The organism is Pseudoalteromonas sp. SR41-8, from assembly GCF_014163915.1.
Taxonomy (GTDB): domain Bacteria; phylum Pseudomonadota; class Gammaproteobacteria; order Enterobacterales; family Alteromonadaceae; genus Pseudoalteromonas; species Pseudoalteromonas rhizosphaerae.
This window is the reverse complement of sequence record NZ_JACJEE010000008.1, coordinates 86,090-111,352: the sequence shown is the minus strand read 5'-3', so window position 1 is coordinate 111,352 and position 25,263 is coordinate 86,090. Positions and strand designations below refer to the sequence as shown.

The window sequence follows — 25,263 nt, the reverse complement described above, 5'->3', positions numbered from 1 at the left end:
TCAGAGTAAATTGAAAGCGCGGTTTATGCCGCGCTTGTTAATTTAATTATATGGGGAAGAAGACCCACCCTTAATCTCACGGCACCTTCCCAATGCAAAGCGAGCGTATGTACGCTGCGCTAAAAGGTTTAGGTAAAGAAGCGCGTTTAGTGATGTTACCTTACGAAGCTCACGGCTACCGTGCTCGCAAGAGTTTACTGCATGTGCTTTGGGAACAAGAGCAGTGGCTGGATAAATACTTGTTAAGTGACGAAGCTCCTGCAAGCGATGCTCAAGTAAATACTGAGCCTTCTTTAACAGAATAAATTCAAAGCGCGGTTTATGCCGCGCTTGTTGATTTAATTATATGGGGATGAAGACCCACCCTTAATCTCACGGCACCTTCCCGATGCAAAGCGAGCGTATGTACGCTGCGCTAAAAGGTTTAGGTAAAGAAGCGCGTTTAGTGATGTTACCTTACGAAGCTCACGGCTACCGTGCTCGCAAGAGTTTACTGCATGTGCTTTGGGAGCAAGAGCAATGGCTGGATAAATACTTGTTAACTGACGAAGCTCCTGCAAACGATGCTCAAGCAAATACTGAACCTTCTGTATCAGAGTAAATTGAAAGCGCGGATTATGCTGCGCTTTTTATGCCAAAAAGTGCCCCTCACAATTTTAAGCATTTTATAAATTTTTCCTATTGCGCAGAGTTACAACCTGATATTCAGTACATCACTACAGCTATTAGTTAGAGAGCAACGGCAAGTAAATTCAACGTAGTTAGAGTTGGAAATTACTACCTGTACGTCTGAATTTTGGTTATTTAGAATGAGGTGAATTATAAATTAAATCATGATCTTATAGTTTATTCTCGTTCGCAATGTCATCCCATTGACATGATAATTACATTTAGCTGTCAATATTACGCTTTAGGGTATCGTGATTAATTAAAACTAAAACGATACCAAGGAAATGTGATGAAATTGAAACCGATAGTAGGCAGCTTATTATTGCTAGGTCTATTAAGTGGCTGTGATCTAGCAGATGATGATAATGATTTAGAGCCTTTGCGTTACCAACTGATATTAAATATCACAGAGCAAAGTGCTGGAAACGTAGTAATAAGTCCAGAGCGTGCTGATTATGAGCAAGGTGCTATTGTTATGCTAAACGCTCAGGCTGCACAAGGATATAAATTTGTTTCATGGTCTGGCGATATTGGTAATGCAGACTATAGCGCGACTTCTTTAACTCTTACAATGAATAACCATAAAGAGGTTACTGCAACATTTAGCCAAATTACTGAGACACCATCAGCAGGGCAAGTGGTGATCAACGAGGTGCGTTCAAATGAAGGCGGTTATGATTTTATTGAGTTGTTTAATAACTCTGAACAAGCATTTACCTTTAGTGACGCTAATTGGGCAGTAAATGATTTAAAAGGCTTTGAGATTGATAAAGAGCCGGGCATTAAAATTCCACAAGGTACAACCATCGCTGCAGGTGGGTTTTTAGTGATTGCCACAGATCAAACTAGCATTCCATTTGATGCACCAACAGATACTTTAGTTGCCACTGCTGGCGATACTGATTTTGGTTTAGGTAAAGGCGACACCGCATTACTGGTACACAACAATCAAATTGTAGATAGCGCACATTGGAGTGATGGTAGCCATGTGTCTACATGGGGGCGTTTACCAGATGGTGGTAATTGGCACACTCAAGATGAAGCGCTCGCGCCAACGCCTGGTGCTGCCAATAAATTACCAGCGCCGGTTGATGGTGCAACTGCCGCTAATATTGTGATCAATGAAGTGGTTTCAAAAGGCCGTGATGACGCCGATTTTGATTTTGTTGAGCTGTACAACACATCTTCTGAACCATTTGTTTTTGCAGCTAATGAGTGGGAGTTAGTTGATTTAGACCGTGAAGCGAATAACCAAGCGGGTTTAACTATCCCTGCAGGTACAGAAATTCCTGGCCACGGCTTTATTGTATTATTGCCGAATTTAGTTACGGGTGCTCAGTTACCTAACGGTGCACCCGCAACGGCTATTTTAAATAATAATGAAGACTTTGGCTTAGGCAAAGGCGAAACCATTAAACTAAAATACCAAGGCCAATTGCATCAACAAGTCAGTTATGGCGATTTCCATGTTAATAGTTATGGCCGTTTTCCTGATGGTATGGAATTTATAGAGCTTGTTGATGAGAATGCGCCACAACTTTATGCCAGCCCTGGACGTAAAAACTTCAAAACTCCTATGCATGTTGGTGCTGCAACTACATTAAATTTCACATCATTTAATGATCAAGAAGCGGCTCTTGAAAGCAAAGGCTTCCGAGTATTTGGTAAAGGTGCAGATTTAGCTGCAGACGTTGAGCCTGAGTATGTCGCCGTATCAGCTGATTCAAGCACTGCATGGGTGTCATTGCAAGAGAATAACGGCCTTGCAAAAATAGACTTAACCACGAAAACTATCACTGATATTTTTCCGCTGGGCTTTAAAGATTATGGTATGGCTGGCAATGAAATCGATGCCAGTGATAAAGATAATATGATCAAACTACAAACTCGCGCAAACGTAGTGGGTATGTATCAACCTGATGGCATCGCAACATTTACACAAGATGGCATAGATTACGTTTTAACTGCCAACGAGGGGGATATACGTGACTGGTTTAGCAACTTCGCTGAAGGTGAGAAAGTTGCAGATATCGTGCTTGATGAGTCGGTATTTACAGACGTAAGTATATTACAAAACAACGTCGAATTAGGGCGTTTATTAGTATCGCAATATGTTGATTCTGATACTGCAGCATCAAGTCATAATAAACTCTATAGTTTTGGTGCACGTTCATTCTCAATCTTCAATGGTGATACCGGTGAGCAGGTGTTTGATAGTGGTTCATCACTTGCCTTTGAAGCTAATAAAGCCGGCGTTTACCCAGATGGTCGCAGTGATGCGAAAGGCACTGAGCCTGAGAGTGTAACAACAGGTATGGTTGCCAATAAGCGCTATGCATTTATTGCTTTAGAGCGTGCTGATGCGGTTGCAGTATATGATATTAGTGATGTTAATGCCGTAAGTTTTGTGCAAATGCTCGTTACCCAAGGTGATGATGCGCCAGAAGGGGTGTTATTTATAACCGCTGATCAAAGCCCAACGTCAAAAGCGCAGCTGGTAGTTGCAAACGAAGACAGTGGTAATATCACCGTCTATAGTGAAAACAACGAAGGCAAGTTTGATTTTGCATCACGCTTGTTAATTGAAGGTGGTGAAGGCGCCGCAGAGATCACGGCTTATGATGCACAAACAAAACGTTTATTCGTAGTAAATAACGGCAGCTTGCTTAACGCTCCTCGTATTGAAGTGATTGATTTTGCTAACCCAAATAACATTGCAACACTTGGCGCAATTGATATTAGCTATTACGGTGCAGGTGTTAATTCTGTCGCAGTATCAAACGGAAAACTTGCCGCTGCGATCGAGTCAGGCGTGAAAACTGATACTGGCGTTGTTGCTATGTTTAACACGAGTAGTTATGAGCTTGAAATGATATCTGCGGTCGGAGCACTGCCAGATATGGTAACTTTCAGTCCCGATGGTAAATTAATCATCACCGCTGACGAAGGCGAACCGAGTGAAGACTATAACGTAGATCCGCTAGGCTCTGTATCAATTATTACCGTGCCAACAATACAGTAGCTAATTCAGATTTATTTAAACTTCATCTATAACAAAGGTCTTTATTGAGGCCTTTTTTATTAATATATTTAAACGATAAAAGCCCGACATTTTTATAATGCCGAGCTTTGGACTTTATTAAGGTTTCCATGAAACGTTATATGTAAAGTGACAACTCTTTACTTTTCGGTTGTCTTTGTTTTCTCTTTACGTATTTTTCGCTTTTCTTTTAACGTCATTTTTGCTGGTTTTTTAGCTTTTTCTTTACTCATTATAAATAACTCCAATTAAATATATAAAAATTAATAAATAAAAATTGAAATGATTTACTCTATATAATTCTCCTTACTATTAATTGCTAATATTTGCCAAGAGTGAAAACATCCATATTCTTTACACTCAAAAATGTGACCTATTTTATGTCCTAAAAGATCAGTACCTATAGAAGAGTGTAATGACACAACATTATTACATAGCCCCTTTTCTGTAGCCGGAACTAAGCTTATACGGCGTTTATAACCCGTATCAGTATGCTGGATGACTACGGTACAGCCAATTTGTACATGTGGGCTAAACTTTGACCAAGGTCGTTGTGAATACTCTATTTTTTGCAACACATGCGCGAGTTTCAGCGGATGTAAAAATGCTGAACTTTGGCTTAAATAGTTTTTATACTTATAAAAAGCAGGGGTTTTGTACCCGAACAGAAAAGCAAACACGGACTAAATCTCCACGAAAACTGAACCGAACTTAAATTTAAAATAATACAGTGAGACTGCCGAGTGTAAGAGTTACACTCGGCTTAAATGTCGAAGGTGAGATTTGTTTTTTGTGGATGAGATATTAATATAAACATGATGTTCCTCTTATTTAAAGTAATCATACCTCATAAAAATATTATATCAATGGTGTTTTATAATTTAAAAATAAAGATATTAATTTAAATTTACTAGTGTGCGTTAATTCCATGTTTTTTTGTGCGTAGCGTGCGTTTTGATACTAAATAATATGCCACAGGAACAAAGTAAAATGACAACACAGTGGTTAATACAGTACCACCTGCGATAGCGACGGCAAACGGAGGCCAAAAACCTCCGCCGGCGAGTATGAGTGGTAAAAAGCCACCAACGGTGGTGATAGTCGTGGAGCTGATATGGCGTGAGCAAGTCATCACAGCGGCAACGATTTTGTTTTTATCAGTGAGGGCTTGCAGTGAATTTAACTCTGATAAAATGACAATGGCGGCATTTATGGCCAGTCCCATTAAGCCCAATAAACCAATGATCACAGTAAAACCAAACGGGTAGCCAGCAATAAATACACTGAGCAAGCCCAGCATTGCAGCTTGCAGGGCGTTTATTAAGATTAGCCCTGTGGTGGTAAATGAATTAAATGACATCACCAGTACGGTGATCAATAACACGACAATAATCCCCACTTGGCCAAGCAATTTACCAACCGCTTCGTTGCGTTTTTGCGACTCACCACCGAGCTCTAATCTGTAGCCATGGGGTAATACAAAGCCTGATTGTGCAATGGTGGCGGTCACTTCATTCAGTACGGTTTGCGGTAATACGCCAGTTGCTAAATAAGCTTCGATAATATTAACACGTTCACCGTCACGGCGAGCGATAGAGCCACGAGAAGGGCTCAGTGTTGCACTGGCAAATGATTCAACCACTAGCGGTTGTGCAGTATCTATTTGGTTTGAACTAGCTGGCGTATTTAACTGCGTACTAAATAGCGAGCTAATATCATCTCGGCGCTTATCTGCAACTCTAACGCGTACGGGAACGGTTTCGGTATTATCAATAATACTGCCGACCACGACACCATTGAACTGGTTTTGTAGTTGTGTTGCCATATTACTTAGGCTTAATCCTGCATGAGTCAGCGCTGCTTCATCGGTGTTTAACCATAGTTTAGGCGAGCCCGACAATAAGGTTGGACGGGTGTGGGTTATATCGTTATGAGCAATGAGCTGCGTGCGTAATTGTTGGCCCAGTTCAGAGAGAGTATCTAGGCTTGGGCCATAAATACGCATTTCAATTGGTGCATTGAATGGTGGACCTTGCTCAAGCTTTCTGACTAAAGTTTGTGCGTTTGGAAATGCTTTATCAAGTTGTATTTGCAAGCTTTTTATTAACTCGTTGGCACGTTTAAAGTCGGTTACTTTTACCATCGCTTGCGCATAGTTATTGGCGCCGCGATTACGCTGGAGCATATTATAGTAAAAGCTTGGGAAATTAGTTCCGATCATCCAATCAAGCTTTTCAATGCCTTCAGATTGCCGAATTAGTTGATCCATTTTCTCTATGGCTTGTCGAGTTGATGTAATACTCACATGAGGGGCAAAATGCACTTCAATTTGAAACATATCGCGATCTGAGGGCGGGAAAAACTGCTCGGTGAGTTGTCCTGCCCCAAAAAAACCGGCAACAGGGAGTATAAAGACCAGTAGTAAAGTGAGTATTGGTTTTTCTAGGCTACGTTTTAACGTTGCTTCAAAGCGTTTACTGAGTTTAGGTGTGCGTATACCTTGATAAAAGATACCAGTACGCTGTTCGTTATTGATAAATTGCCCTGCAAATACCACCACTAAAGAGTGTGAAATCAGGTATGAACCAATTAAGGCAAAAATAACACTTAAGGCAATACCGCCAATAAACTCTCCTGCAGCACCTGGCATCAGCACAATCGGTGCAAACGCTAAAATAGTTGTTAGAGTTGAGCCAAGCAGTGGAAGCCAAAAATGTGCCACGGCTTTTTCTACTGCGGCTAAAGCTGTTAGGCCTTGTTGGCGAAAGCGCTGAACAGCATCGGTGATCACAATGGCGTTATCAACCATAATGCCCAGTGCCACGACTAAACCGGTAACCGACATTTGATGAATAGGTAAGCCATAGAGCTGCATACTTACTAACGTAAACAATACGGTTAAAGGTAACGCGGTGCCGACAACCAGAGCAGCTTTAAAACCTAAAGTGATAAATAATACCACTAGAATAAGCACAAACCCCACGGTAATATTGCTGAGTAAATCGGCTAAACGAGTTTGGGTATAACCGCGTTGATCAAAAATATCTTGGAGTAAAATTTGGCTTGGTAAGTCTTGGCTAAAGTTATCGATGGCGACATCAACACGCTTAGAAAAAGTATCGATACGCAAGTTTGGTAACATGCGGATCGCAATATAAATACCGGGTTTTCCATCAATTAATGCAATTTCGTTCACGGGGGTTTTTACTGAGCGAGTAATTTGGGCTACATCAGAGAGTTGATATTGCCCTGCATTTTGATTACTACTTAGTGGAATTGCGCCAATGCGAGCAATCGAGTCAAACGCACCGGTCACTTCAATTTGCATTTGCGATTTGTCATTTGTAAGGGTACCAGCGGCTACTTTTGCATCTGCACCTTGAATAGCTGCATGAATATGCGCTAAAGGAATACCAGCTAAACTGGCTTTTTGTTGATCAACCGCAACTAAAATTTCCTCATCAACTTGGCCAAAAAAATGCACCAACTCCACACCTGAAACATTACGTAATTGATTTTGCAGTTCTTTTGCATAGCGATTAACCGTTGCTAATGTGGTTATATCGTCATTGGCGTTAAGCGATAAGATACGAGTATAAGCATAGCCACGCTCGTCATCCAGTAGCGGTGATGAAGCATTTACTGGCAACTGGTTGTTGACATCACCTAATAAATCACGCATTCGCGACCAAATGGGTTTAACGTTCGTGACTTCGTCTTTTAGCTCAATGGTGATCACTGAGAGCCCAGGACGAGAAATCGACGATAAATGCTTTACTTCAGCTTGGGATTTTAGTTTTTGTTCGATTTTCTCACTTATTTGCACCTCAACTCGTTCAGCACTGGCGCCAGGTAAAGCAGTGGTTACGATAGCGATACGATTAGTTATTCGAGGATCTTCACTGCGCGCTAAGCCACTGATCGCAGCTAAACCACTAACGATAAGTAACGCCACTAAAAGCGCTTGGACACGCCCGTGATTAAATAAATAGCGGATCATCACAGCACCTTAGTTGGTTGATTTGCAACAACATTAACCGAAATGTTGGCCGACAGCTTATGCATGCCATTGGCAACAATTTGCGCACCATTGTGTAATGGGGCGCCAATAAACGCATAGCCATCATGGGCATAATAAAGCTGCACAATGATAGGTTTTAGTACCTTGTTTTTTATTTGATAAACCTGCCAAGTACCGCGCACACCATCGGCAAGGGCATCAAGAGGCACCCAAAAACCGCTTTGTTGTTGATATTGTTGCACTGTTAATTTTGCTAATTGACCAGCATAAACAACTGCGCTACTTGGCAAAGCAAAGCGCATTGTTAAGGTTTGTGTATGTGGGTCGATACTCGCTCCTTTACTGATAGATTGTGCAGTAAAGTTTTGTCCGGCAATCTCAATGTCCATGCTATTTTGGATGGTGCTTTGCAGTGTCAGTGGGATCCCCATGCTTACTTGCGCATGTTGGTTTTCGATTAAACGCACAATCGGTGTACTGGCTGCAACAATTTCACCTTGTGAGGCAAAGCGCTGGCCTAAAATACCGTTGAATGGCGCGGTTAAATGTGCCTTTTCAGTGCGGATACTGACTTCATTCAAGTTTGCTGCTATTGCGGCTAGTTCTGCGTTAAGTACAGCGATATTGGTTTTAACTTGGTCAAGTGCCGAGGTGGCCGAGTAGTTCTTTTTATCAAGTTCTGCTAAACGCCTTTTTTCAAGTTTAGCGAAGGTAAGTTGTGCTTGAATTCGTTGTTTTTGCGCCTGGAGTTTTTGTTCTTCGATAACTAAAAGCTGCGTATTTTGGCGTGCAATAATATCGCCTTGTTTTACTTGCTCGCCTTGATCAAAATAAATTTGTGCAATTTTTCCTGGAAATTCAAAACTCAACTTTGCATCGTTTTGTATGACCACTTTGCCACTAAGCGTACGTGTTTGATAATAGCCCGCCTCTTGTTGTACTGTGTAGGCAGCTACATGAACCAGACTTTCGCCATAACATATAAATGATGTGAATAAAATGAATGCACTTAGCAGATATTTTTTCATTATAATATCCTTATTTATCGCCATGTTAAATCAGCGTGGTTAGTCAGGTGCATTAAACACAGTTATGCTTTGTGCTAGACGCAGAATGATTTAGAATTGGACTCAAGAGTCTAATTTTGTATGAATATAAATCAATCAAACTAGACTGTCTAGTTTGATTTGAGGTGAAAATGGAAATAACTACCCTAAGTCGGTCAGAACAAAAACGACAACAAATTATTACAGCTGCAACGACCTTGTTCATGGATAAAGGCTTTCCTAATACCAGCATGGATCAAATTGCTAAATTAGCCCAAGTATCTAAACAAACGGTTTATAGTCATTTCAAAGACAAAAATAATCTATTTGTTGAAACTGTAACAGCGAATTGTTCCTCCTCAAACTTACGTAAAGAGCGTTTTGAGCCAGCGCAAAGCCTAGAGGAAAACTTACTACGTGTTGTGACTAATTTTATTACACTGGTATTTTCACCCGAGGCATTGAAAGTATACGACACGTGCGTAGCGCACAAGGATGAATACCCTGAGTTGGCCTTATTGTTTTATGACGCCGCCCCTAAAGTAGTGATGCAGCAGGTAGAGGTCTGCTTATGTAGTATTGCACAGGCGGGCTTGCTTGATATCGACAACCCTAAGTTTGCCACGTTACAGTTACTGGGCATGGCCACAGGTGATTGGAAATTACGCCATGCACTTGGGCACGCAAAAATTAATGATGTACCGCCAGCAGCATATATTGAAGATTGCGTAAGGCGGTTTGTTAAAATGTATCGCTAAGGCTTTTGAGTAACCACTTACTGCAATATAAATTCATCGATAGGTTGTTTAGTTAATTTACCTATTTGCTTAAAAATGAAAATAATTGCTCCGCCTAATAGCACCATAGTCGGCGCCACAATGACTGGGTAGCTTAACCAAGTCATACGTCCTAACTCTTCGGCATAAGCTGTGGTGCCGGGCATACTAACAACAATACTTTTCGCTAAAAAGTAGTTGAGTGTTGCAGATAAAAAGAACGCACTGGCAACAATAAAACCGGCAAGACGCATTTTTGCATCAAATACCGCGGTGTTGTTTTGTTGCTCTAACGAATGCATAAGTTTATCAATATCAAGCAATTCAGGGTTAATTAGTAATTTACGGATCAGCGGATAAGGGGTGTACTGACTGATCAATACAATCACACCAATAATTGCTGGTACCATCGCTTCTTTAATCGCGATATAAGCTGGGTCAAGTTCAAATAAACTGATACCGCCAGTAAGTAGTACGCTGATAATGCCAAGTACTGAGAAAAAGTTTACTTTGCCTGATTGTTTAAGTTCCCACAAACCAAATAACAGCGGAAAAGCAAGTGCTACCACCACTGCCCATACCGGGCCTAACGTATCAGGTGTACTAAAGCGGCTTAAAATCACCGCAGGTAAAATAATATTAAAAATTATATTACTGAAAAAATTACTCTTCTTTTTTGCCGCTGTCATTATGCATCAATCATTGGTATTCAATACATAAAGTATATACACAAGTTACTTTAAGATATAGACCCGCTGTGTTGCAGTAGTTACAAGTAAGTTTAGGATAATTTGCTTTATGCAGACTGCTTTAATGAATCTGAGATTTCATCACAGTGCTGTTTTAAAATTTCGATAGCCACTTTGGTTTTACCTGCCAAAATATCTCTTGCTGGGGTAATTGCATACACACTGTAGGTTGGCAGTTGCCAGTCAGTGCATAACTCAACGAGTTCTCCTTCTAGCAATAATGATTGTACTTCTGGCTTTGGTAAAATTGCATAACCAACGCCATCACACACTAATTGAATAATACTGTGCATATTATTAACCACGATACGTGGTTTTGGGAGCGCTTTTTTTTGGCTGTTTAAACTATGCGTTAGTGGGTGATCTGCAGTGCAATGCGAGATACGAGTATGATGGTTTAACTGCCAAGGCGACAGTGTGCAATGCTCAGCCAATGGGTGACTTTTATGCACACATAATACGAGTGGCCACTTCGCCAAAGGCCGAGCAACTAAACTTGAATCATCCAGCGGGCCAATCGCTATAGCCAAATCAGCGCCCGACTTTATTATATCAAGGGGTTCGTCAGATAAAGTCAGTTGCACATCAAAATCAGGGAACTGGTTGGTTAATTTTTTAAGCGGTTCACTTAATATTCCGCCACCAAATCCAACCGGTGCTACTAACTTTAATTGACCACTAGGGCTGTTTTGTAAAAATTGCAGCTTTTCACCTGCTTGTTTTGCAGCGGTGAGGATGGTTACACAGCTTTGATAATAAATCTCGCCAGCCTCGGTGAGTGTCAGTTCTCGTGGACTGCGATTAAATAAGCTCAACTTAATATCAAGCTCTATTTGTTTGATTTGTTGGCTAATTGCTGATGTGGTCATGGCAAGATCAACTGCGGCTTTACTCATACTACCCGTTTCAACAATGCGCACAAATACAGTTAATGCGCGAAGTAATTTTGTATTCATTTGGTTAAGTCTTACTTAATACTGTTTTAAGAAAATACACATTGTAGAAAAAGGAACATCTCACTACCATGCAAACGCTAATTATTATCATTTAAACTGCATTTGTCACGGAGAAAAATCATGAACACGGTAAGTTGTAAGTTAATACCGTTAACTAGCGCCATTTTAACCGCGCTTAGTTTATCCAGCTCAATAGTGTTAGCTGATGAAACGAAACAAGATATGGAAGTTATCGTGGTATCAGCGTCAGGTTATGAGCAAATGTTAAAGGACGCGCCAGCAAGCATCAGTGTGATTGATCGCGCAGATCTGGAAAAACGCTTTTATCGTGACTTAACCGATGCAATGACCGATGTACCTGGAGTTGTGGTTACCGGCGGTGGCGATCGCAAAGATATAAGCTTGCGAGGCATGGCTAGCCAATACACATTAATTTTAGTTGATGGCCAGCGACAATCATCACGTGAAACAAGGCCAAACAGTGATGGACCAGGTGTTGAAGGTGCATGGACACCGCCAATCTCTGCAATTGAACGCATTGAAGTGATACGTGGGCCTATGTCGTCCTTGTATGGCTCAGACGCTATCGGTGGGGTGATAAACATTATTACTCGAAAAACACCCCAGCAGTGGTATGGTGAGCTGCGTTTAGACAGTACAGTTCAACAAAGTAGCGACTCAGGTAATACTAATCAAGGTAGTTTTTTCGCAGCTGGTGGACTTGTCCCAGAATTATTAGGTGTGCAATTATATGGGCAGTTTTCCAAACGTGACGAAGATAACTTTACTGCAGGCTTTAGGGGCAAAGAGCAAAGTAACCTTAAAGCGAAGTTTATTTTAACGCCAAACGATAATCACGAAATAATGCTAGAGGTTGGCAGCGCGCAGCAAAAATTTGAAAACACACTGGGTAAAACAGTTGAACCATTGGCGCCGGGTGAAAGCTGTGGCCGAAGAGGTTGCCCAGAATCATCGACAACAGAGTATGAGCAACAAACTTACTCGCTAACCCATAACGGTTATTATGACTTTGGTAACTCGCGCAGCTATTTAAAATACGATAAGTACGATAATACTTCTCGTGAAATGTTTGTTGAAAACACGGATGCGCAAACCAGTTGGACTTTACCGATTTTTGCCGGTCATAACGCGACGCTTGGTGCAGCCTACTTAAAAGAAGTGCTTGATGATTACACGAGTAATAGGATCAGCGAGTTAACCCATGTAGAAAATAAACAGTGGTCGGTATTTGCTGAGGATGAGTGGAGCACCAGCGACAAATTTAAGCTCACCACAGGTTTGCGTTACGACCACGACGATAATTTTTCAGGCCATTGGAGTCCACGTTTATATGGAGTTTATACCGCGTCTAAGGCTATCACTATCAAAGGTGGTATTTCGACAGGTTTTAGAGCGCCTAATATTCGTCAATCAAATGCAGACTGGGGACAAGTAAGTCGAGGCGGCAATATCTATGGCAACCCAGATCTTAGTCCTGAAAAGTCATTGAATTATGAAATGGGTATTTATTACGATCCACGTGGTGATTACACAATCTCAAGTACTGTGTTTTACAATGAGTTTGATGACAAAATTACGCGAATTGCATGCCCACTTACGCAATGCACGGATGGCCAAAATCAGTTTGGTTCAGATCCGACAACCTATATAAATGTTGATGAAGCCGTGACTCAAGGGTTTGAATTTTCAGTCTCTTACGACTTAACCAGCGATTTAGGTTTAAGCGCTAATTACACTTATACCGATTCTGAGCAAAAAACCGGGCAATATAAAGGCAGTCCTCTCAATCAGTTACCTAAACATATAGTGCAAACATCGTTAAACTGGCAGCCAAGCGATAAGTTAGGGGGTTGGTTACGTGTGCATTATCGTGGTGAGGAAAGCCAACCAACCACAGGTCCTTCACAAAGCAGCCTAATTGCACCTAACTACACGTTAGCCGATGTGGGTGGTAATTATGTTTTGACTAAAAGCGTAAAGTTAGGCTTTGGTATTTATAACCTATTTGATAAAGATATCACTGAGAATGAATATGGTTATGTCGAAGACGGACGCCGTTATTGGGCATCGCTCGGGTGGCAGTTTTAATGCATACCACTTAGTAACCCCTGCTTAGGTTAAGTAATAAGGTCTCAATTGAGGCCTTATTTTATAAATGGAGCTTTATAACTAACTGAAAATATAAATAAACTATTGCTGATGAAAAGTTTCTACTCTAAAGTTAGGGTAGCGTGTGTTTCTATTTCGAAGTTTGCAGCAATGTGTTTGGCTTTTAGGCAAGGCTGAGCTTATGCAGTGTGGTTATTCCTCATAAATAGGCGATAACGCAGCATTACTGGCAAACATACGGTGCGCTATGCGTTACACCTAAATTGAACAAATTTTAATCCTGAAAGGTCAGTCGCCTTAGTAAGGTAAATATTTAATTACACGCTATAATAATTAACCAATATGAAGTGGTTAGATAAGATTTTTTAGCTATAGCATCTGTCACTATGCAAAATAATACGAGGTATTTATTTGAATTTCCTTCGAAGCTTCCATGATATTGTATCTGATCAAAGTCAAAGTTTTGACGAGAAAACGCATAGTTTGCTCAAGTTTGGGCTTGATGTATTTAATTTAGATATCGCGATTGTTAGTAAAATTGAACAAAATATTTATACCGTGCTCTACGTTATAACACCTGATAATTCTTTAGCTTCTGGTACAACTTTTGATTTAGAAGGCACTTATTGTGTACATACACTCGCAGCAAATGCCGCGCTTACTTTTCATAAAGCGTCGAGTAGTCGCATTGCAAACCACCCATGTTACCTAAATTTCCAGCTCGAATCTTATATTGGTGCGCCAATAAAAGTCGGTGCAACCATATTTGGTACAGTTAATTTTTCATCACCGGCTGTATCTACTCCATTTTCACAACAAGCCCATGACTATGTTGAGCTATTTGCACAATGGTTGGGTGCTGAGTTTGCCCGCAAGATCACCAATGAACAGCTTGTTAAAAACAATAACACGCTGTTAAAATTAGAGGCTGTAGCAAATATTGGCACGTGGGAAGTTGATTTACTCACTGACAAAGTCACTTGGAGCGAGCAAACACGGCGTATTTACCAAGTTAGTGATAGCTATGTTCCTGATCTTAATGCTGCGACTGAATTTTTTAAAGCAGGAGAAAGCAGAGAAAGCATCGTTAATGCAGTGAACTCTGCAATACAAAGTGGCGAGAAATGGCATCTCGACCTCGAACTTGTTACCGCTAATGGACAGACTTTGTGGGTATCAACATTTGGTGAAGCTGAATTATTAAATGGTCGATGTGTGAGGTTATTTGGTACCTTACAAGACGTGACTGAATCGGTCATGCTTCGCGAAGAGTTAAAAAATAAAAAAGCAGAAGCAGAGCGCATGTTAGAAGATAGAAGCATGCTACTAGCTAAAATAAGTCACGAACTCAGGACACCATTGAACGGCATAACCGGAATGTTAACTACGCTATTAGGTGAGCGCCGTGAAGATAAGAGAGTTGAAAAACTAAAGATAGCTTTGCGTAGCGCGGATATTTTACTGAGTATAATTAACGAAGTGCTCGACTTTTCAAAAATAAACCACGGTGAGTTAAAACTCGAACCAAATCATTTTTTATTAAAAACAATTTTTGTTGATCTTGCTTCGTTGTACATTCCATTGTTTAGAGATAGTAAGGTTGATTTTAAAACAAATATAACGATAGCAGATGACTGTTGGGCTTATTGCGATAATGCTCGGCTGAGCCAAATTGCGTCAAACTTATTAAGTAACGCGTTAAAATTCACTGACGAAGGCTTGGTAAAATTTAATGCTGATGTGAACGTAGTCGGTGATAAATTAGCCTTGCATCTTGAAGTGTGTGACAGCGGAAGGGGGATGAGCAACTCATTTTTAGATTCATTGTTCTCACCTTTTACACAAGAAATAGACGCAAAAAAGAGTAAAGGTGGTACCGGCTTAGGCTTGGCAATCGTAAAAGAATTGATTGATTTTATGGGGGGGACAATAACGGTTGATAGTACCTTTAATCAGGGTACGACATTTATCGTGGATATCCCACTTGCAGTCGGCGCCGTACAAATCGAAAATAATCCTCGGGTAAACGTTGTCATAGCGGCAACTAATTTATCGGTTTTAGTCGTTGATGATAACCAAATAAACCGATTAGTACTGGACGCTTCACTTGAAAAACTAAATATTAAAGCCGATTTTGCAGTTGATGGCGAAGACGCAATTTTAAAGTGTAAGCAAAAAAAATACGATCTTATTTTTATGGATTGCGTGATGCCGCAGCTGGATGGACTTGAGGCCACTAAAATTTTGCGAGCGCAACATATTTGTCCTTATGCAGATACCTTAATAGTGGCATTAACTGCAAATACATCATCTACCGATAAAGTTGCATGCAAAGAAGCTGGCATGGATATGTTTATTTCAAAGCCTTTTAAACTACATTCGATTGAGGAAGCGGTAGTTAATGCTGTAGGAAGGAGCAAAACTAAAGAAATAAGCTAGTTTACAGCGGTATTTTTTAAGGTTTTAGCTTTTCAAGTTATATTTGGTGACGGCGTGTTTAGCATTTGAGCAGTACAGTAAAAGCAGTTTACTGACAGATAAACATAACGTGGCCTAATATTTGTATGTATTTTAATGTGGTATTTGATAAAACGCACTATGATTAGTTTTATTATCGCAATATATTATTATTTCTTTATAGCTCTCAACAGCAATGAACCGTATCCTAAGATACGTTATACACTATTACGCAATGATTGATTGCTTAACTGATGTGTACTGTAAATAAATAATAAAGTCTGCAATTTTACTGTTTGAGGCATGGAGTTGAATGAAAAATAGTGGTGTGGTTTGTCTCACTGATGTACTTGAACTGATGCTTGACGCTGTTTGCGTGGTTGACAAGCAAGGGGTATTTGTTTTTGTGAGCGCGGCTTTTAAAGACATTTTTGGTTACGAGCCTTGCGAAGTAATCGGTAAACCAATGCTCGATTTTGTTTATAAAGAAGATGTTGAGATCACGCTTGACGCAGTAGATACGTTATTATCTGGAGGCTCTAAACCGCGCTTTGAAAATCGTTGGGTGAGAAAAGACGGGCAAGTAGTGCATATATTATGGTCTGTTCGCTGGTCTGATTCACATCAGTTCAGAATTGCTGTTGCTCATGATATCACCGAGCGCAAAAAATTTGAAAAGCAATTACAACATATGGTGGGACATGATCAGTTAACTGGGTTGCCCAATCGCATGCTGTTACTTGACCGAATTCAATCAACATTAACGAAAGCTGACCGACAGCAGGTTGAATTATCGCTACTATTTATAGATTTTGATGGTTTTAAAGAAGTTAATGATTCATATGGGCATCAATGTGGTGATCGATTATTACAAGCCATTGCTGCTCGGCTACAAGGGTGTGTTCGAGGGTCTGATACTGTTGGGCGTTTAGGTGGCGACGAATTTTTAGTCTTACTTCATGGGATTAGCTTACGCTCAGACGTACATAAAACAGCTGAAAAAATCCGCAAAGAGTGCGAACAAGCTTTTGTGATAGATGAACATTCATTACAGCTTTCAGTCAGTATCGGTATCGCCAGTTATCCTGAAATGGGCGAGAATGAACAACAACTTATTCAACATGCAGATCAAGCAATGTATGTTGCAAAAAATGCAGGGGGTAATCGTATTGTCTAAACACGTTACTCCCCTTTGATTAAAATCAACATTTAGCTTTATAACTATACGTCTTTTTGGGTTTGTTAGTTACTGTCTTTACTTGTAGACATTGAACTGCCAACCGATGCAACTATCACCAAAAGAATGGCTAACCACTGCCAAAGAGTTAATAACTCGCCTAAAATTATAAAGCCAGCAAGTGCCGCAATAGCGGGCTCTAAGCTCATCATAATACTAAACCCTTGTGCAGGCATATTACGCAGTGCAACCATTTCCAGCGTGTAAGGTAGGGCACTTGACATAATAGCAACCAATAAGCCTAAAGGGATCACTTCCCAGTTTAGTAGTGCACCACCTTGAGAAATAGCACCATAAGGCACTAATATAAGTGCCGCGACACTCATACCAAGGGCAACAGTCATCCCGCCAGAGCCTTGATTACCCGTTTTTTTGCCAAATAAGATATAGCCAGCCCAACACGCACCAGCTCCCAGTGCCAGAATTACGCCCAGTAGATCGAGACTTTCTTCACCTTTCATATCCGGGAGCAACATTACGATCCCCGATATAGCACAGGCGACCCAAAATAAATCTCGCTTTCGTCGCGATGATAGCAGCGCTACCGCTAACGGGCCGGTAAATTCAAGTGCGACTGCAATCCCCAATGGAATACGCTCAATGGCGTAGTAAAATAAAATGTTCATACCGCCCAAGCATAAACCATAAACCATAATTGGCATGCGTTGACCAAGTGGCGGAAATGCGCGCCAAGGTTTAAACACTAAACACAATATAGCTGCTGAGAAACCCAAACGAAGTGCCGTTGTCCCTTCTGGGCCAATTATTGGAAACAGTTGCTTAGCAATTGAAGCGCCTGACTGAATAGTCACCATGGCAAGTAATACGCAAATAACAGCAATGAAAAAAGGAGGAATTGTGCGTTGCATTACAGTCCTTATAGTAGTGCAAAAGGTTATTGGCGGGGATTCTACGCGCTTTTTGAGAGCGGGGCTAAGCTTTTGCGGTAAAAGTTTTTAATTATGATGAGGTACCCAATGCGCTTTAGTAAACTTAGGTTTTTGTATTCTTGCCTCAGCGTAGTCTTAAACTAAATATAGTGCTTTTAGTATAAATAACGACTGCTTTGGCAAGTGATATTAGCTTAATTTAAACTTATTTATTTGTGTATTTAAATTAATCGCAACTTGCGCGAGTTCACTAGACGAAGACGAAATTTGTGCGGTTTGCGACTTCGACTGCATACTGGCATCTTGAATACCAGTTAAGCGTTCAGCTATATCTTCGGTTACTTGTGCTTGTTGCTCGGATGCAGCTGCAATGGTTCGGTTTGCATCTGAAATTAAGCGCACTTGGGTGCTTATTTCTTTGAGCATTGAGCCCACTTTTTCTGAGTTTGATACTGCGTCTTTAACCCGCGTATCACTGCTACGGATCCGTTCGGTTACAGCGTTACTTGCAGACTGTAAGCTATTGATTTTTTGTTGTATCTCAACTGTTGAGCTTTGTGTTCTGCTCGCTAATGTCCTTACCTCGTCGGCAACGACGGCAAAACCTCGACCTTGTTCGCCAGCTCGTGCGGCCTCAATTGCAGCATTAAGTGCTAATAGATTAGTTTGTTCAGCAATATTGCTGATCACATTTAAGATCACCGCTACTTCGTTAACTGAAGATTCGAGATCATTTAAATCATTAATTGACTCGGTTAATATTTCAGCAACCGATTCGACAGAATGAATACTCTGATTAACGACATCGATCCCTGCTTGTGTTTTAGCATCCGCATCTCCTGCGTTTTGAGCCGCTTCAGAGCAGTTTTTTGATACTTCTTTGACGGCGGTGGAGTTTTCATATACTGAACTTGAGATCACCTCAATTGCTTGACTCTGCTCGTCATTAAGCAGTCTTGCCTGCTGTGCAATAGAATCTAGCTCGTTGGCAGCAATTTGGGCTTGTTGGGATTGCGAGTTAATTTCTGACAGTAAGGTAGATAGTTTATCGATCATAATATTAAAACTGGCTGATAACTCTGCAATTTCATCGTTACCGGAGTGAGCAATTTTATGCGTTAAATCACCATTGGCGATTCGTTGTGCTTCATTGACTAATAGCGTGGTTGTCTTTATTACGCGCTTCTCAAGCTGTAAGTAGCATAAAATTAAAATAGTGATTATAACTAATACCATCACAATACTAATAAGGCTTAAATTAGCAACACGGTTGTTATTATTCATTACTTCTTGCAAGCTGCTGTTTTCTACCGCAGCTAAAAATTCTTGCACCGGTGTCTGTATTTTAGCTACTTCATCCATATATCCCTTATCGGTTAGCAGTCCTATTGCCTGTACCCACTGTTTTGATTCGCTCGTATTTAATAATGATGGTGATTGCCCAGCAAAACTACTTACCAATTGAAAAGCTTGTTCTTCAGTGCTGACTAACTGCAAAGAGAGCGAGTTAGATTTATTTAGCAAAGCAAGTTCTTGTTCATTCACATTAAATTCTTTTAAGCGATCAATATAAGATTTTTTACGACCGTCTAACCAGGGTTCAGTCCCTTCAATTTGATTTACAAGTTCATAGTATTGTTTTTTATAGCTAGGTTGAAGGGTTACAACATATTGCCGGGCGAGTTCTGTTAGCTTGATTGAGTTGGAGGCAGACAGCTTAGCAAAATGACTTAGTTGATAGCGTTGCTGAGCTGATTGTTGACTATCAGATAATCCTGTTTTTAACAGTAATATGATAATGAGTAGCCCTGCTGCAATTGTGATTGCTAGAGCAAAAACAGTTCTTAGCATTAATCTTATTGTCAAAATTGCCTCTGATGCGATTTAATAATAATGCTAAATAACTATAGAATATAATTTCAATTAACTAAAGAATTCATGAATTTTATTTATTATTGGATACGCATTAAATTAGTGAGCAGATTGCAAGAGTATGATAAAAGTGACAACAACATTGGCAAGCCTCAAAGCATTGAGGCGTTGTTTTGCGTGAATAATATTTTATAGCTTATAGTCTGTCGGCTGGATAAATAACACCAAGTTGCTGTCTTGCTTTATCAAGTACAGCCATCACATTGATACTTAGTTGATGGGTATTGATAGGTGATTCGAGTTGTCCTGCGTTGGCGATTGTAATGAAATGGGCAACTTCGTGGCGCATAAAGTGTTCATCAAATGGCTGTGATAATTCTTCAACACTGCCATCATTAGCAATAAATTGTATCTGTTTTAATAACGAAACGGCTTCAATTCTAATACGGCCCAGCTCACCTTGGATTTCTGTAAAATTATCACCTTGAGATATTTTTGAATAACTGATCACTGCTTGCTTATCACTATAATTTAGTAATACATCACCAGCACCATCTACCCCTGTTTCAAGTAATACTCCACTGGCTTTTACCGTGTTTGGTGCACCCCAAAGTGCGATCAAGATATATAGCGGATAAACCCCTAAATCAACGAGCGCACCATTAGCGAATGCTGGCAAAAAGGTGTTAGGGCGCTCACCATTTTTGTATTTATCATAGCGTGATGAATATTGACTATACTGACCTATGTATTTACGTGGCGTCCCAATTTTGGCAATGGCCTGTTGTAAAACAGCAAAGTTAGGTAAGTGAGTGGTCATCATCGCTTCCATATAAAGGCGATTATTTTGTTTTGCCGCGTCCACTATCGCGGCTAATTCTTGGCTATTTGCTGCTGCAGGTTTTTCACCTAACACGTGCTTTCCTGCATTTAAACAGGCCACAGCATAGCTTTTATGCAAACTATTGGGGGCTGCGATATATACAGCGTCTACACTGTCGTCGCTGCATACTTGCTCAATAGTCGTAAATATTTTTGCATTTTTTATAGCGTGCTTAGCTAAAAATGCATGACCGCTTTGCTCGGCTCGCGAATATACGCCATATAGTGAAAACTCACTGACTGTTTTAGCCGCTGCAAGTAAAGTATCGCTAATAAAATTAGTGCCGACTATCACAAAATTCATGGTCACTCCTGATTGTTGAATTGTGCAAGCCAAGCTTGCCAGTCTGCCTCAAAGCCTAACATTTGTTGGTGCTTTTTAGCTAATAGGTGTTTTTGTTTATCTTCACTGGCTTGAAATGGACCTACTCGGCACAGCGAACAGCTATCAACTGCTAAGTAGCTTGGTATAGTTAATCGATTATGGAGTTCAGTCGTTTCTTTGGGGCTGAATACATAAGTGGTGCCACTGGTGTCTTTTACGTGTTTGTCACGATCAACATTACGGATTTTATAGCCAGGGAAAGGACTGATATCAAATGGCATTTGGCCGATATAGCGTGATGCTAAGCCATAATTTAAGCTGCCTTCAATATTCCACTCACGATATGGTTTAACATCTTTTGAGGTGATGTAGCACAACATTGGGCCATTGTTATCAAGAGCATAGCTGGTGGCATATTTAATATATTGGTGTAGCAAAGCCCGGTTGAGGGTGTTCATACTGGTTGTTTGGGTGTTTTCACGATAAGCACTCTCCCCGACAAAAGCAGGAATAAGCGGAAATTGAAAAATCACCACATCAAATAGCTCGCCATTTAAGCGTTGCCAGGCTTGTGGGTCAGTCACATCAAAACTATCAAGTACCGTAATGTGATGATCTCGCAGTGCATTTAGTGCGTTATCAGCATATTTGGAGGTAATCGTGGCTGCACTATCATAGGTAGAAGCAACTAACTTGGCCGGCTCTAGATCAGTAGATAAAGCATGAGAAAACGATAAGTCGCCATCGCCAACGGTAAGGATCCGCCAATTAGGATTTAAATACATTAATTCAATTATTCTAGTGGTGTGTTTTTAGCATCATGATCAATTAAACGTAAAAACGCTAAGCGAGTCTTAAGTCCTTCAATCGCGATTTGTTTGATAATTAAATTAAACGTGATTAATACTGCAAACGCAATATGAATAGGGCCATGAGTAAAGCCTGCGTCAGGATCGAAGAGCATTAAGCCAAACAGTAAAAATAGTACCACGAGTGCAATTTCAAGCCATTGATTAGAATAAAACGATAATCGGCCTTCACTCTTATGATCTTTCTTGATTTGAATAGCACAAAAAAAAGGGATCACTTTAATTTTGAAATGAGCGCTTTTCTCAACATAGTTTTCACCGAGTTGATCAAGCTGTTGGCGCAATTGGTCTATCATTTTAGTTCCTCAAAAAGCAGTGCACGGATGGTACATTAATCCGTTTTAAAGGGCGAGTTAGTTAGGGTATAAACTAATGCCTATTACTAATATATGGCAAACAAACACCACTGAGGTTAATACAAAGCGCATTTTTTGATAATCAGCATGATAGCTTTGCCATTGCGGGCTGGTTTTTTCAAATAGTAATACCAGCCAAAAACTAACCGCTAACCAAGCCAAGGTTATGTGTTGTGGTAAAAAAGCTAAAAAGCCAAGCGGTAAAATCGGTAGTATAGCCTTAATCGCATCTCGATAACTCTGTTGTCCAGCGTGCCATAAGTTACCACTCATAAAAGCCAAAATCGCAATACTATAAAAAGTAAAAAACTGCATATTAAAGTTATTACTACCGACTAATAACGGCCAACCGACACACGCTAAAAAGGGCAATAAGCCTAAATAGCCTAACTGGATATGATTGATGAATTTATTCATGGCTTACCCCAAAATTAACTAAAAATACGTATTCGCGATATTTTTCAGTGAGCATTGTAACATTAGACGCAAAAAAAGCTTTAGCCCTATCTGTCCAGATGACAATGAACACTTTAGTCAATAAAATCGATTGAATTAATCTAAATAATCAATTTTATTAATTTTCATTTACACCTTATTGTATTACTCAAGCCAACGCAGCAGCCTGCGTTGTTTACACTTTAAATAAACAAATGAGGAATACTATGAGCACTTCATTAATTAACACTAAATTACAACCTTTCAATGCAACGGCTTACCACAATGGTGATTTTGTTGAACTATCAGAACAAGATGTTTTAGGTAAGTGGTCTATTTTCTTTTTCTACCCAGCTGATTTTACCTTTGTATGTCCTACGGAACTGGGTGATGTTGCAGATCACTACGCGCAATTACAAGAAATGGGTGTAGAGGTTTACTCAGTATCGACTGATACTCACTTTACTCACAAAGCATGGCACGATACATCAGACACTATTGGTAAAATTACTTACCCTATGATCGGTGACCCAACAGGACGTATTACACGTAACTTTGGTGTAATGATCGAAGACGAAGGCCTAGCACTTCGCGGTACGTTTGTAATGAACCCTGAGGGCGAAATCAAAATCATTGAAACACATGATTTAGGTATTGGCCGTAGTGCCAAAGAACTAGTACGTAAAGTACAAGCGGCACAATACATTGCGACTCATGATGGTGAAGTATGTCCGGCTTCTTGGCAGCCAGGTGAAGAAACATTAGCACCATCGCTTGATTTAGTTGGCAAAATTTAAATCTACTATTACAAAGCATTAATATGCTTGAAGGCTCATCATCACAATTTTATTAAGCACATTAGTGTGATGATGGGCATTTTTGCTAAAACAAGGGTAAGTCATGTTAGATACCAACATTAAAAATCAATTAAAAAGTCACTTTGCAGCTATTGCTGATCCTGTTGAGCTACTTATCGCCTTGGATGACAGCAAAAAATCAATAGAAATTGACAATTTAGCCAACGATATTGCGTCGTTGAGCGACAAATTTTTGGTGCGAGATAATCCAGATAGTGGCGTACGCCGTCCATCAATAACGGTATCTTCACCTATTCGAGATAGCCAAATTACCTTTGCTGGTGTGCCGATGGGGCATGAGTTTACCAGTTTGGTATTAGTGTTGTTACATACGGGCGGGCATCCGAGTAAGGCGTCGGCTGCAGATCTTGAGCAAATCAAGTCACTGACTCAGCCACTTGAGTTTGAAGTGTATATTTCATTAAGTTGCCAAACATGCCCGCAAGTCGTACAAGCGCTTAATTTAATGGCTGCGAACAATAGCAACATCAAAACAACTATGATTGATGGGGCATTATTTCAAGATGAAGTAGAGCAGCGAAATATACTGGCAGTACCCGCGGTATACTTAAATGGCCAGCCCTTTAGCCAAGGTGCGATGAGCTTAACTGATATTTTAAATAAAGTTGATAGTAAAGGGGCAGAGCGCCAAGCCGCTTCTCTCAATGAAAAATCACAATTTGATGTGCTTGTCGTAGGTGGTGGCCCTGCTGGTGCATCGGCAGCAATTTATTCAGCACGTAAGGGCTTAAATACGGGCATTGTTGCTGACCGGTTTGGTGGACAAGTAGCTGATACGCTAGCAATAGAAAATTTTATATCTATTAAAGCAACCGAGGGGCCTAAGCTCGTAGCTCAGCTTGAAGAGCATGTTAAAGAGTACGATGTAGATGTCATGCACAATCAACGAGCCGTCGGTCTTAGTTATAAAAATGGTTATGAAATCACGCTTGAAAACGGAGCTGTACTCAGTACTAAATCGTTAGTACTGGCAACGGGCGCTCGCTGGCGTGAAATGAACGTAGCTGGTGAACAACAATACCGTGGTCATGGTGTAGCGTATTGTCCACATTGTGATGGACCGTTATTTAAAGGCAAACCTGTTGCCGTTATTGGTGGTGGTAATTCGGGTATAGAAGCGGCAATTGATTTAGCTAATATTGTTGAGCACGTTACGGTACTTGAATTTGCAGATACGTTACGCGCCGATGACGTCCTTATTCGTAAAGCCAATAGCTTAGAGAATATCACCATTATTAAGAATGCCCAGACTACAGAAGTACTCGGTGATGGTAAAAAAGTGACGGGCTTAAGCTATACTGACCGCACCTCAGGTGAGAACAAACAGTTAAACTTAGCCGGTATATTTGTGCAAATAGGCTTAATACCTAACACTGAATGGTTAAAAGACAGTAATGTTGAACTCAGTCAGTTTGGCGAAATAATAATAGATGCAAAAGGAGCGACATCTTTAGCGGGAGTATATGCTGCGGGAGATGCAACGACCACACCATTTAAGCAAATTATCATTGCGATGGGCAGTGGTGCAACAGCAAGCCTAGGGGCATTTGATTACTTAATTCGTCAAACACCTAGTGAAGAGCAACGCGTAGCATAAATCAAATTATAGTCTCTTGATATAACAGCTCCCACCCATAGCTGTTTGTTCACCCAAGCCGCCCTCTCCAAAGGCGGC

18 protein-coding genes and 2 pseudogenes are annotated in these 25,263 nt (G+C 40.5%); 9 read left to right on the top strand and 11 right to left on the bottom strand.

Features of this window, described 5'->3' with window-relative positions; translation table 11 throughout:
• Nucleotides 1–80 precede the first annotated feature (80 nt).
• The 3 genes and pseudogenes from H5162_RS07680 to H5162_RS07670 form a co-directional block, all read left to right on the top strand.
• Nucleotides 81–305 (top strand): annotated as a pseudogene (locus tag H5162_RS07680) (alpha/beta hydrolase family protein); the annotation flags it as partial.
• Nucleotides 306–376: 71 nt separating this feature from the next.
• A pseudogene (locus H5162_RS07675) lies at nucleotides 377–601 on the top strand (alpha/beta hydrolase family protein); the annotation flags it as partial.
• Nucleotides 602–958: 357 nt separating this feature from the next.
• On the top strand, nucleotides 959–3,691 hold the full coding sequence (locus H5162_RS07670) for a choice-of-anchor I family protein (protein WP_182778153.1): 2,733 nt from the start codon (nucleotides 959–961) through the stop codon (nucleotides 3,689–3,691).
• Nucleotides 3,692–3,996: 305 nt separating this feature from the next.
• Here H5162_RS07670 and H5162_RS21555 read toward each other — a convergent pair whose 3' ends face one another.
• The 3 genes from H5162_RS21555 to H5162_RS07655 form a co-directional block, all read right to left on the bottom strand.
• Nucleotides 3,997–4,287 carry a GreA/GreB family elongation factor gene (locus tag H5162_RS21555; RefSeq protein ID WP_392344896.1) on the bottom strand — a complete coding sequence of 97 codons (291 nt, stop codon included), beginning with the start codon at nucleotides 4,285–4,287 and terminating at the stop codon, nucleotides 3,997–3,999.
• 332 nt (nucleotides 4,288–4,619) lie between these two features.
• Entirely contained in the window at nucleotides 4,620–7,709 is a 3,090-nt protein-coding gene (locus tag H5162_RS07660; protein ID WP_182778152.1) for an efflux RND transporter permease subunit, read from the bottom strand.
• Nucleotides 7,709–8,758, bottom strand: coding sequence for an efflux RND transporter periplasmic adaptor subunit (locus H5162_RS07655; protein WP_145234240.1), 1,050 nt, complete (start codon nucleotides 8,756–8,758; stop codon nucleotides 7,709–7,711). Before H5162_RS07655 ends, H5162_RS07660 begins: the two co-directional genes overlap by 1 nt.
• Nucleotides 8,759–8,928: 170 nt before the next feature.
• Between H5162_RS07655 and H5162_RS07650 the strand changes: the two genes are divergently transcribed.
• Entirely contained in the window at nucleotides 8,929–9,534 is a 606-nt protein-coding gene (locus H5162_RS07650; RefSeq protein WP_182778150.1) for a TetR/AcrR family transcriptional regulator, read from the top strand.
• A gap of 17 nt (nucleotides 9,535–9,551) precedes the next feature.
• Here the strand turns inward: H5162_RS07650 and H5162_RS07645 are convergent, their stop codons facing one another.
• Both H5162_RS07645 and H5162_RS07640 read right to left on the bottom strand, forming a co-directional pair.
• Entirely contained in the window at nucleotides 9,552–10,241 is a 690-nt protein-coding gene (locus H5162_RS07645) for a VC0807 family protein (protein ID WP_149980025.1), read from the bottom strand.
• A 107-nt stretch (nucleotides 10,242–10,348) separates the two neighbouring features.
• Nucleotides 10,349–11,257, bottom strand: coding sequence for a LysR family transcriptional regulator (locus H5162_RS07640; protein ID WP_182778148.1), 909 nt, complete (start codon nucleotides 11,255–11,257; stop codon nucleotides 10,349–10,351).
• 120 nt (nucleotides 11,258–11,377) lie between these two features.
• Here H5162_RS07640 and H5162_RS07635 point away from each other — a divergent pair, with 120 nt between their 5' ends.
• The 3 genes from H5162_RS07635 (at nucleotide 11,378) to H5162_RS07625 (ending at nucleotide 17,021) form a co-directional block, all read left to right on the top strand.
• A complete protein-coding gene (locus H5162_RS07635) occupies nucleotides 11,378–13,366 on the top strand; it encodes a ligand-gated channel protein (protein ID WP_182778146.1) in 1,989 nt (662 codons plus the stop codon).
• A 432-nt stretch (nucleotides 13,367–13,798) separates the two neighbouring features.
• On the top strand, nucleotides 13,799–15,826 hold the full coding sequence (locus H5162_RS07630; RefSeq protein ID WP_182734039.1) for an ATP-binding protein: 2,028 nt from the start codon (nucleotides 13,799–13,801) through the stop codon (nucleotides 15,824–15,826).
• Between the two features lie 331 nt (nucleotides 15,827–16,157).
• Complete coding sequence (locus tag H5162_RS07625) at nucleotides 16,158–17,021, top strand: sensor domain-containing diguanylate cyclase (protein WP_182734040.1); 864 nt, start codon at nucleotides 16,158–16,160, stop codon at nucleotides 17,019–17,021.
• Nucleotides 17,022–17,086: 65 nt separating this feature from the next.
• Here the strand turns inward: H5162_RS07625 and H5162_RS07620 are convergent, their stop codons facing one another.
• The 6 genes from H5162_RS07620 to H5162_RS07595 all read right to left on the bottom strand — a co-directional run bounded on the left by H5162_RS07620 (nucleotide 17,087) and on the right by H5162_RS07595 (nucleotide 22,692).
• On the bottom strand, nucleotides 17,087–17,950 hold the full coding sequence (locus H5162_RS07620) for a DMT family transporter (protein ID WP_182778144.1): 864 nt from the start codon (nucleotides 17,948–17,950) through the stop codon (nucleotides 17,087–17,089).
• A 210-nt stretch (nucleotides 17,951–18,160) separates the two neighbouring features.
• Nucleotides 18,161–19,822, bottom strand: a complete 1,662-nt coding sequence (locus tag H5162_RS07615; protein ID WP_149980030.1) for a methyl-accepting chemotaxis protein — start codon at nucleotides 19,820–19,822, stop codon at nucleotides 18,161–18,163.
• 217 nt (nucleotides 19,823–20,039) lie between these two features.
• On the bottom strand, nucleotides 20,040–21,029 hold the full coding sequence (locus tag H5162_RS07610) for a Gfo/Idh/MocA family protein (RefSeq protein ID WP_182778142.1): 990 nt from the start codon (nucleotides 21,027–21,029) through the stop codon (nucleotides 20,040–20,042).
• Nucleotides 21,030–21,031: 2 nt separating this feature from the next.
• Nucleotides 21,032–21,835 carry a class I SAM-dependent methyltransferase gene (locus tag H5162_RS07605; protein ID WP_182778140.1) on the bottom strand — a complete coding sequence of 268 codons (804 nt, stop codon included), beginning with the start codon at nucleotides 21,833–21,835 and terminating at the stop codon, nucleotides 21,032–21,034.
• 8 nt (nucleotides 21,836–21,843) lie between these two features.
• A complete protein-coding gene (locus tag H5162_RS07600; protein WP_145234209.1) occupies nucleotides 21,844–22,215 on the bottom strand; it encodes a hypothetical protein in 372 nt (123 codons plus the stop codon).
• Between the two features lie 57 nt (nucleotides 22,216–22,272).
• On the bottom strand, nucleotides 22,273–22,692 hold the full coding sequence (locus tag H5162_RS07595) for a DUF3429 domain-containing protein (RefSeq protein ID WP_149980032.1): 420 nt from the start codon (nucleotides 22,690–22,692) through the stop codon (nucleotides 22,273–22,275).
• Nucleotides 22,693–22,937: 245 nt separating this feature from the next.
• Between H5162_RS07595 and ahpC the strand changes: the two genes are divergently transcribed.
• Together ahpC and ahpF are read left to right on the top strand one after the other, a co-directional pair.
• Complete coding sequence (gene ahpC / locus H5162_RS07590) at nucleotides 22,938–23,507, top strand: alkyl hydroperoxide reductase subunit C (protein WP_145234205.1); 570 nt, start codon at nucleotides 22,938–22,940, stop codon at nucleotides 23,505–23,507.
• Nucleotides 23,508–23,610: 103 nt separating this feature from the next.
• Nucleotides 23,611–25,185, top strand: a complete 1,575-nt coding sequence (gene ahpF / locus H5162_RS07585) for an alkyl hydroperoxide reductase subunit F (protein WP_182778138.1) — start codon at nucleotides 23,611–23,613, stop codon at nucleotides 25,183–25,185.
• Nucleotides 25,186–25,263: the final 78 nt, after the last annotated feature.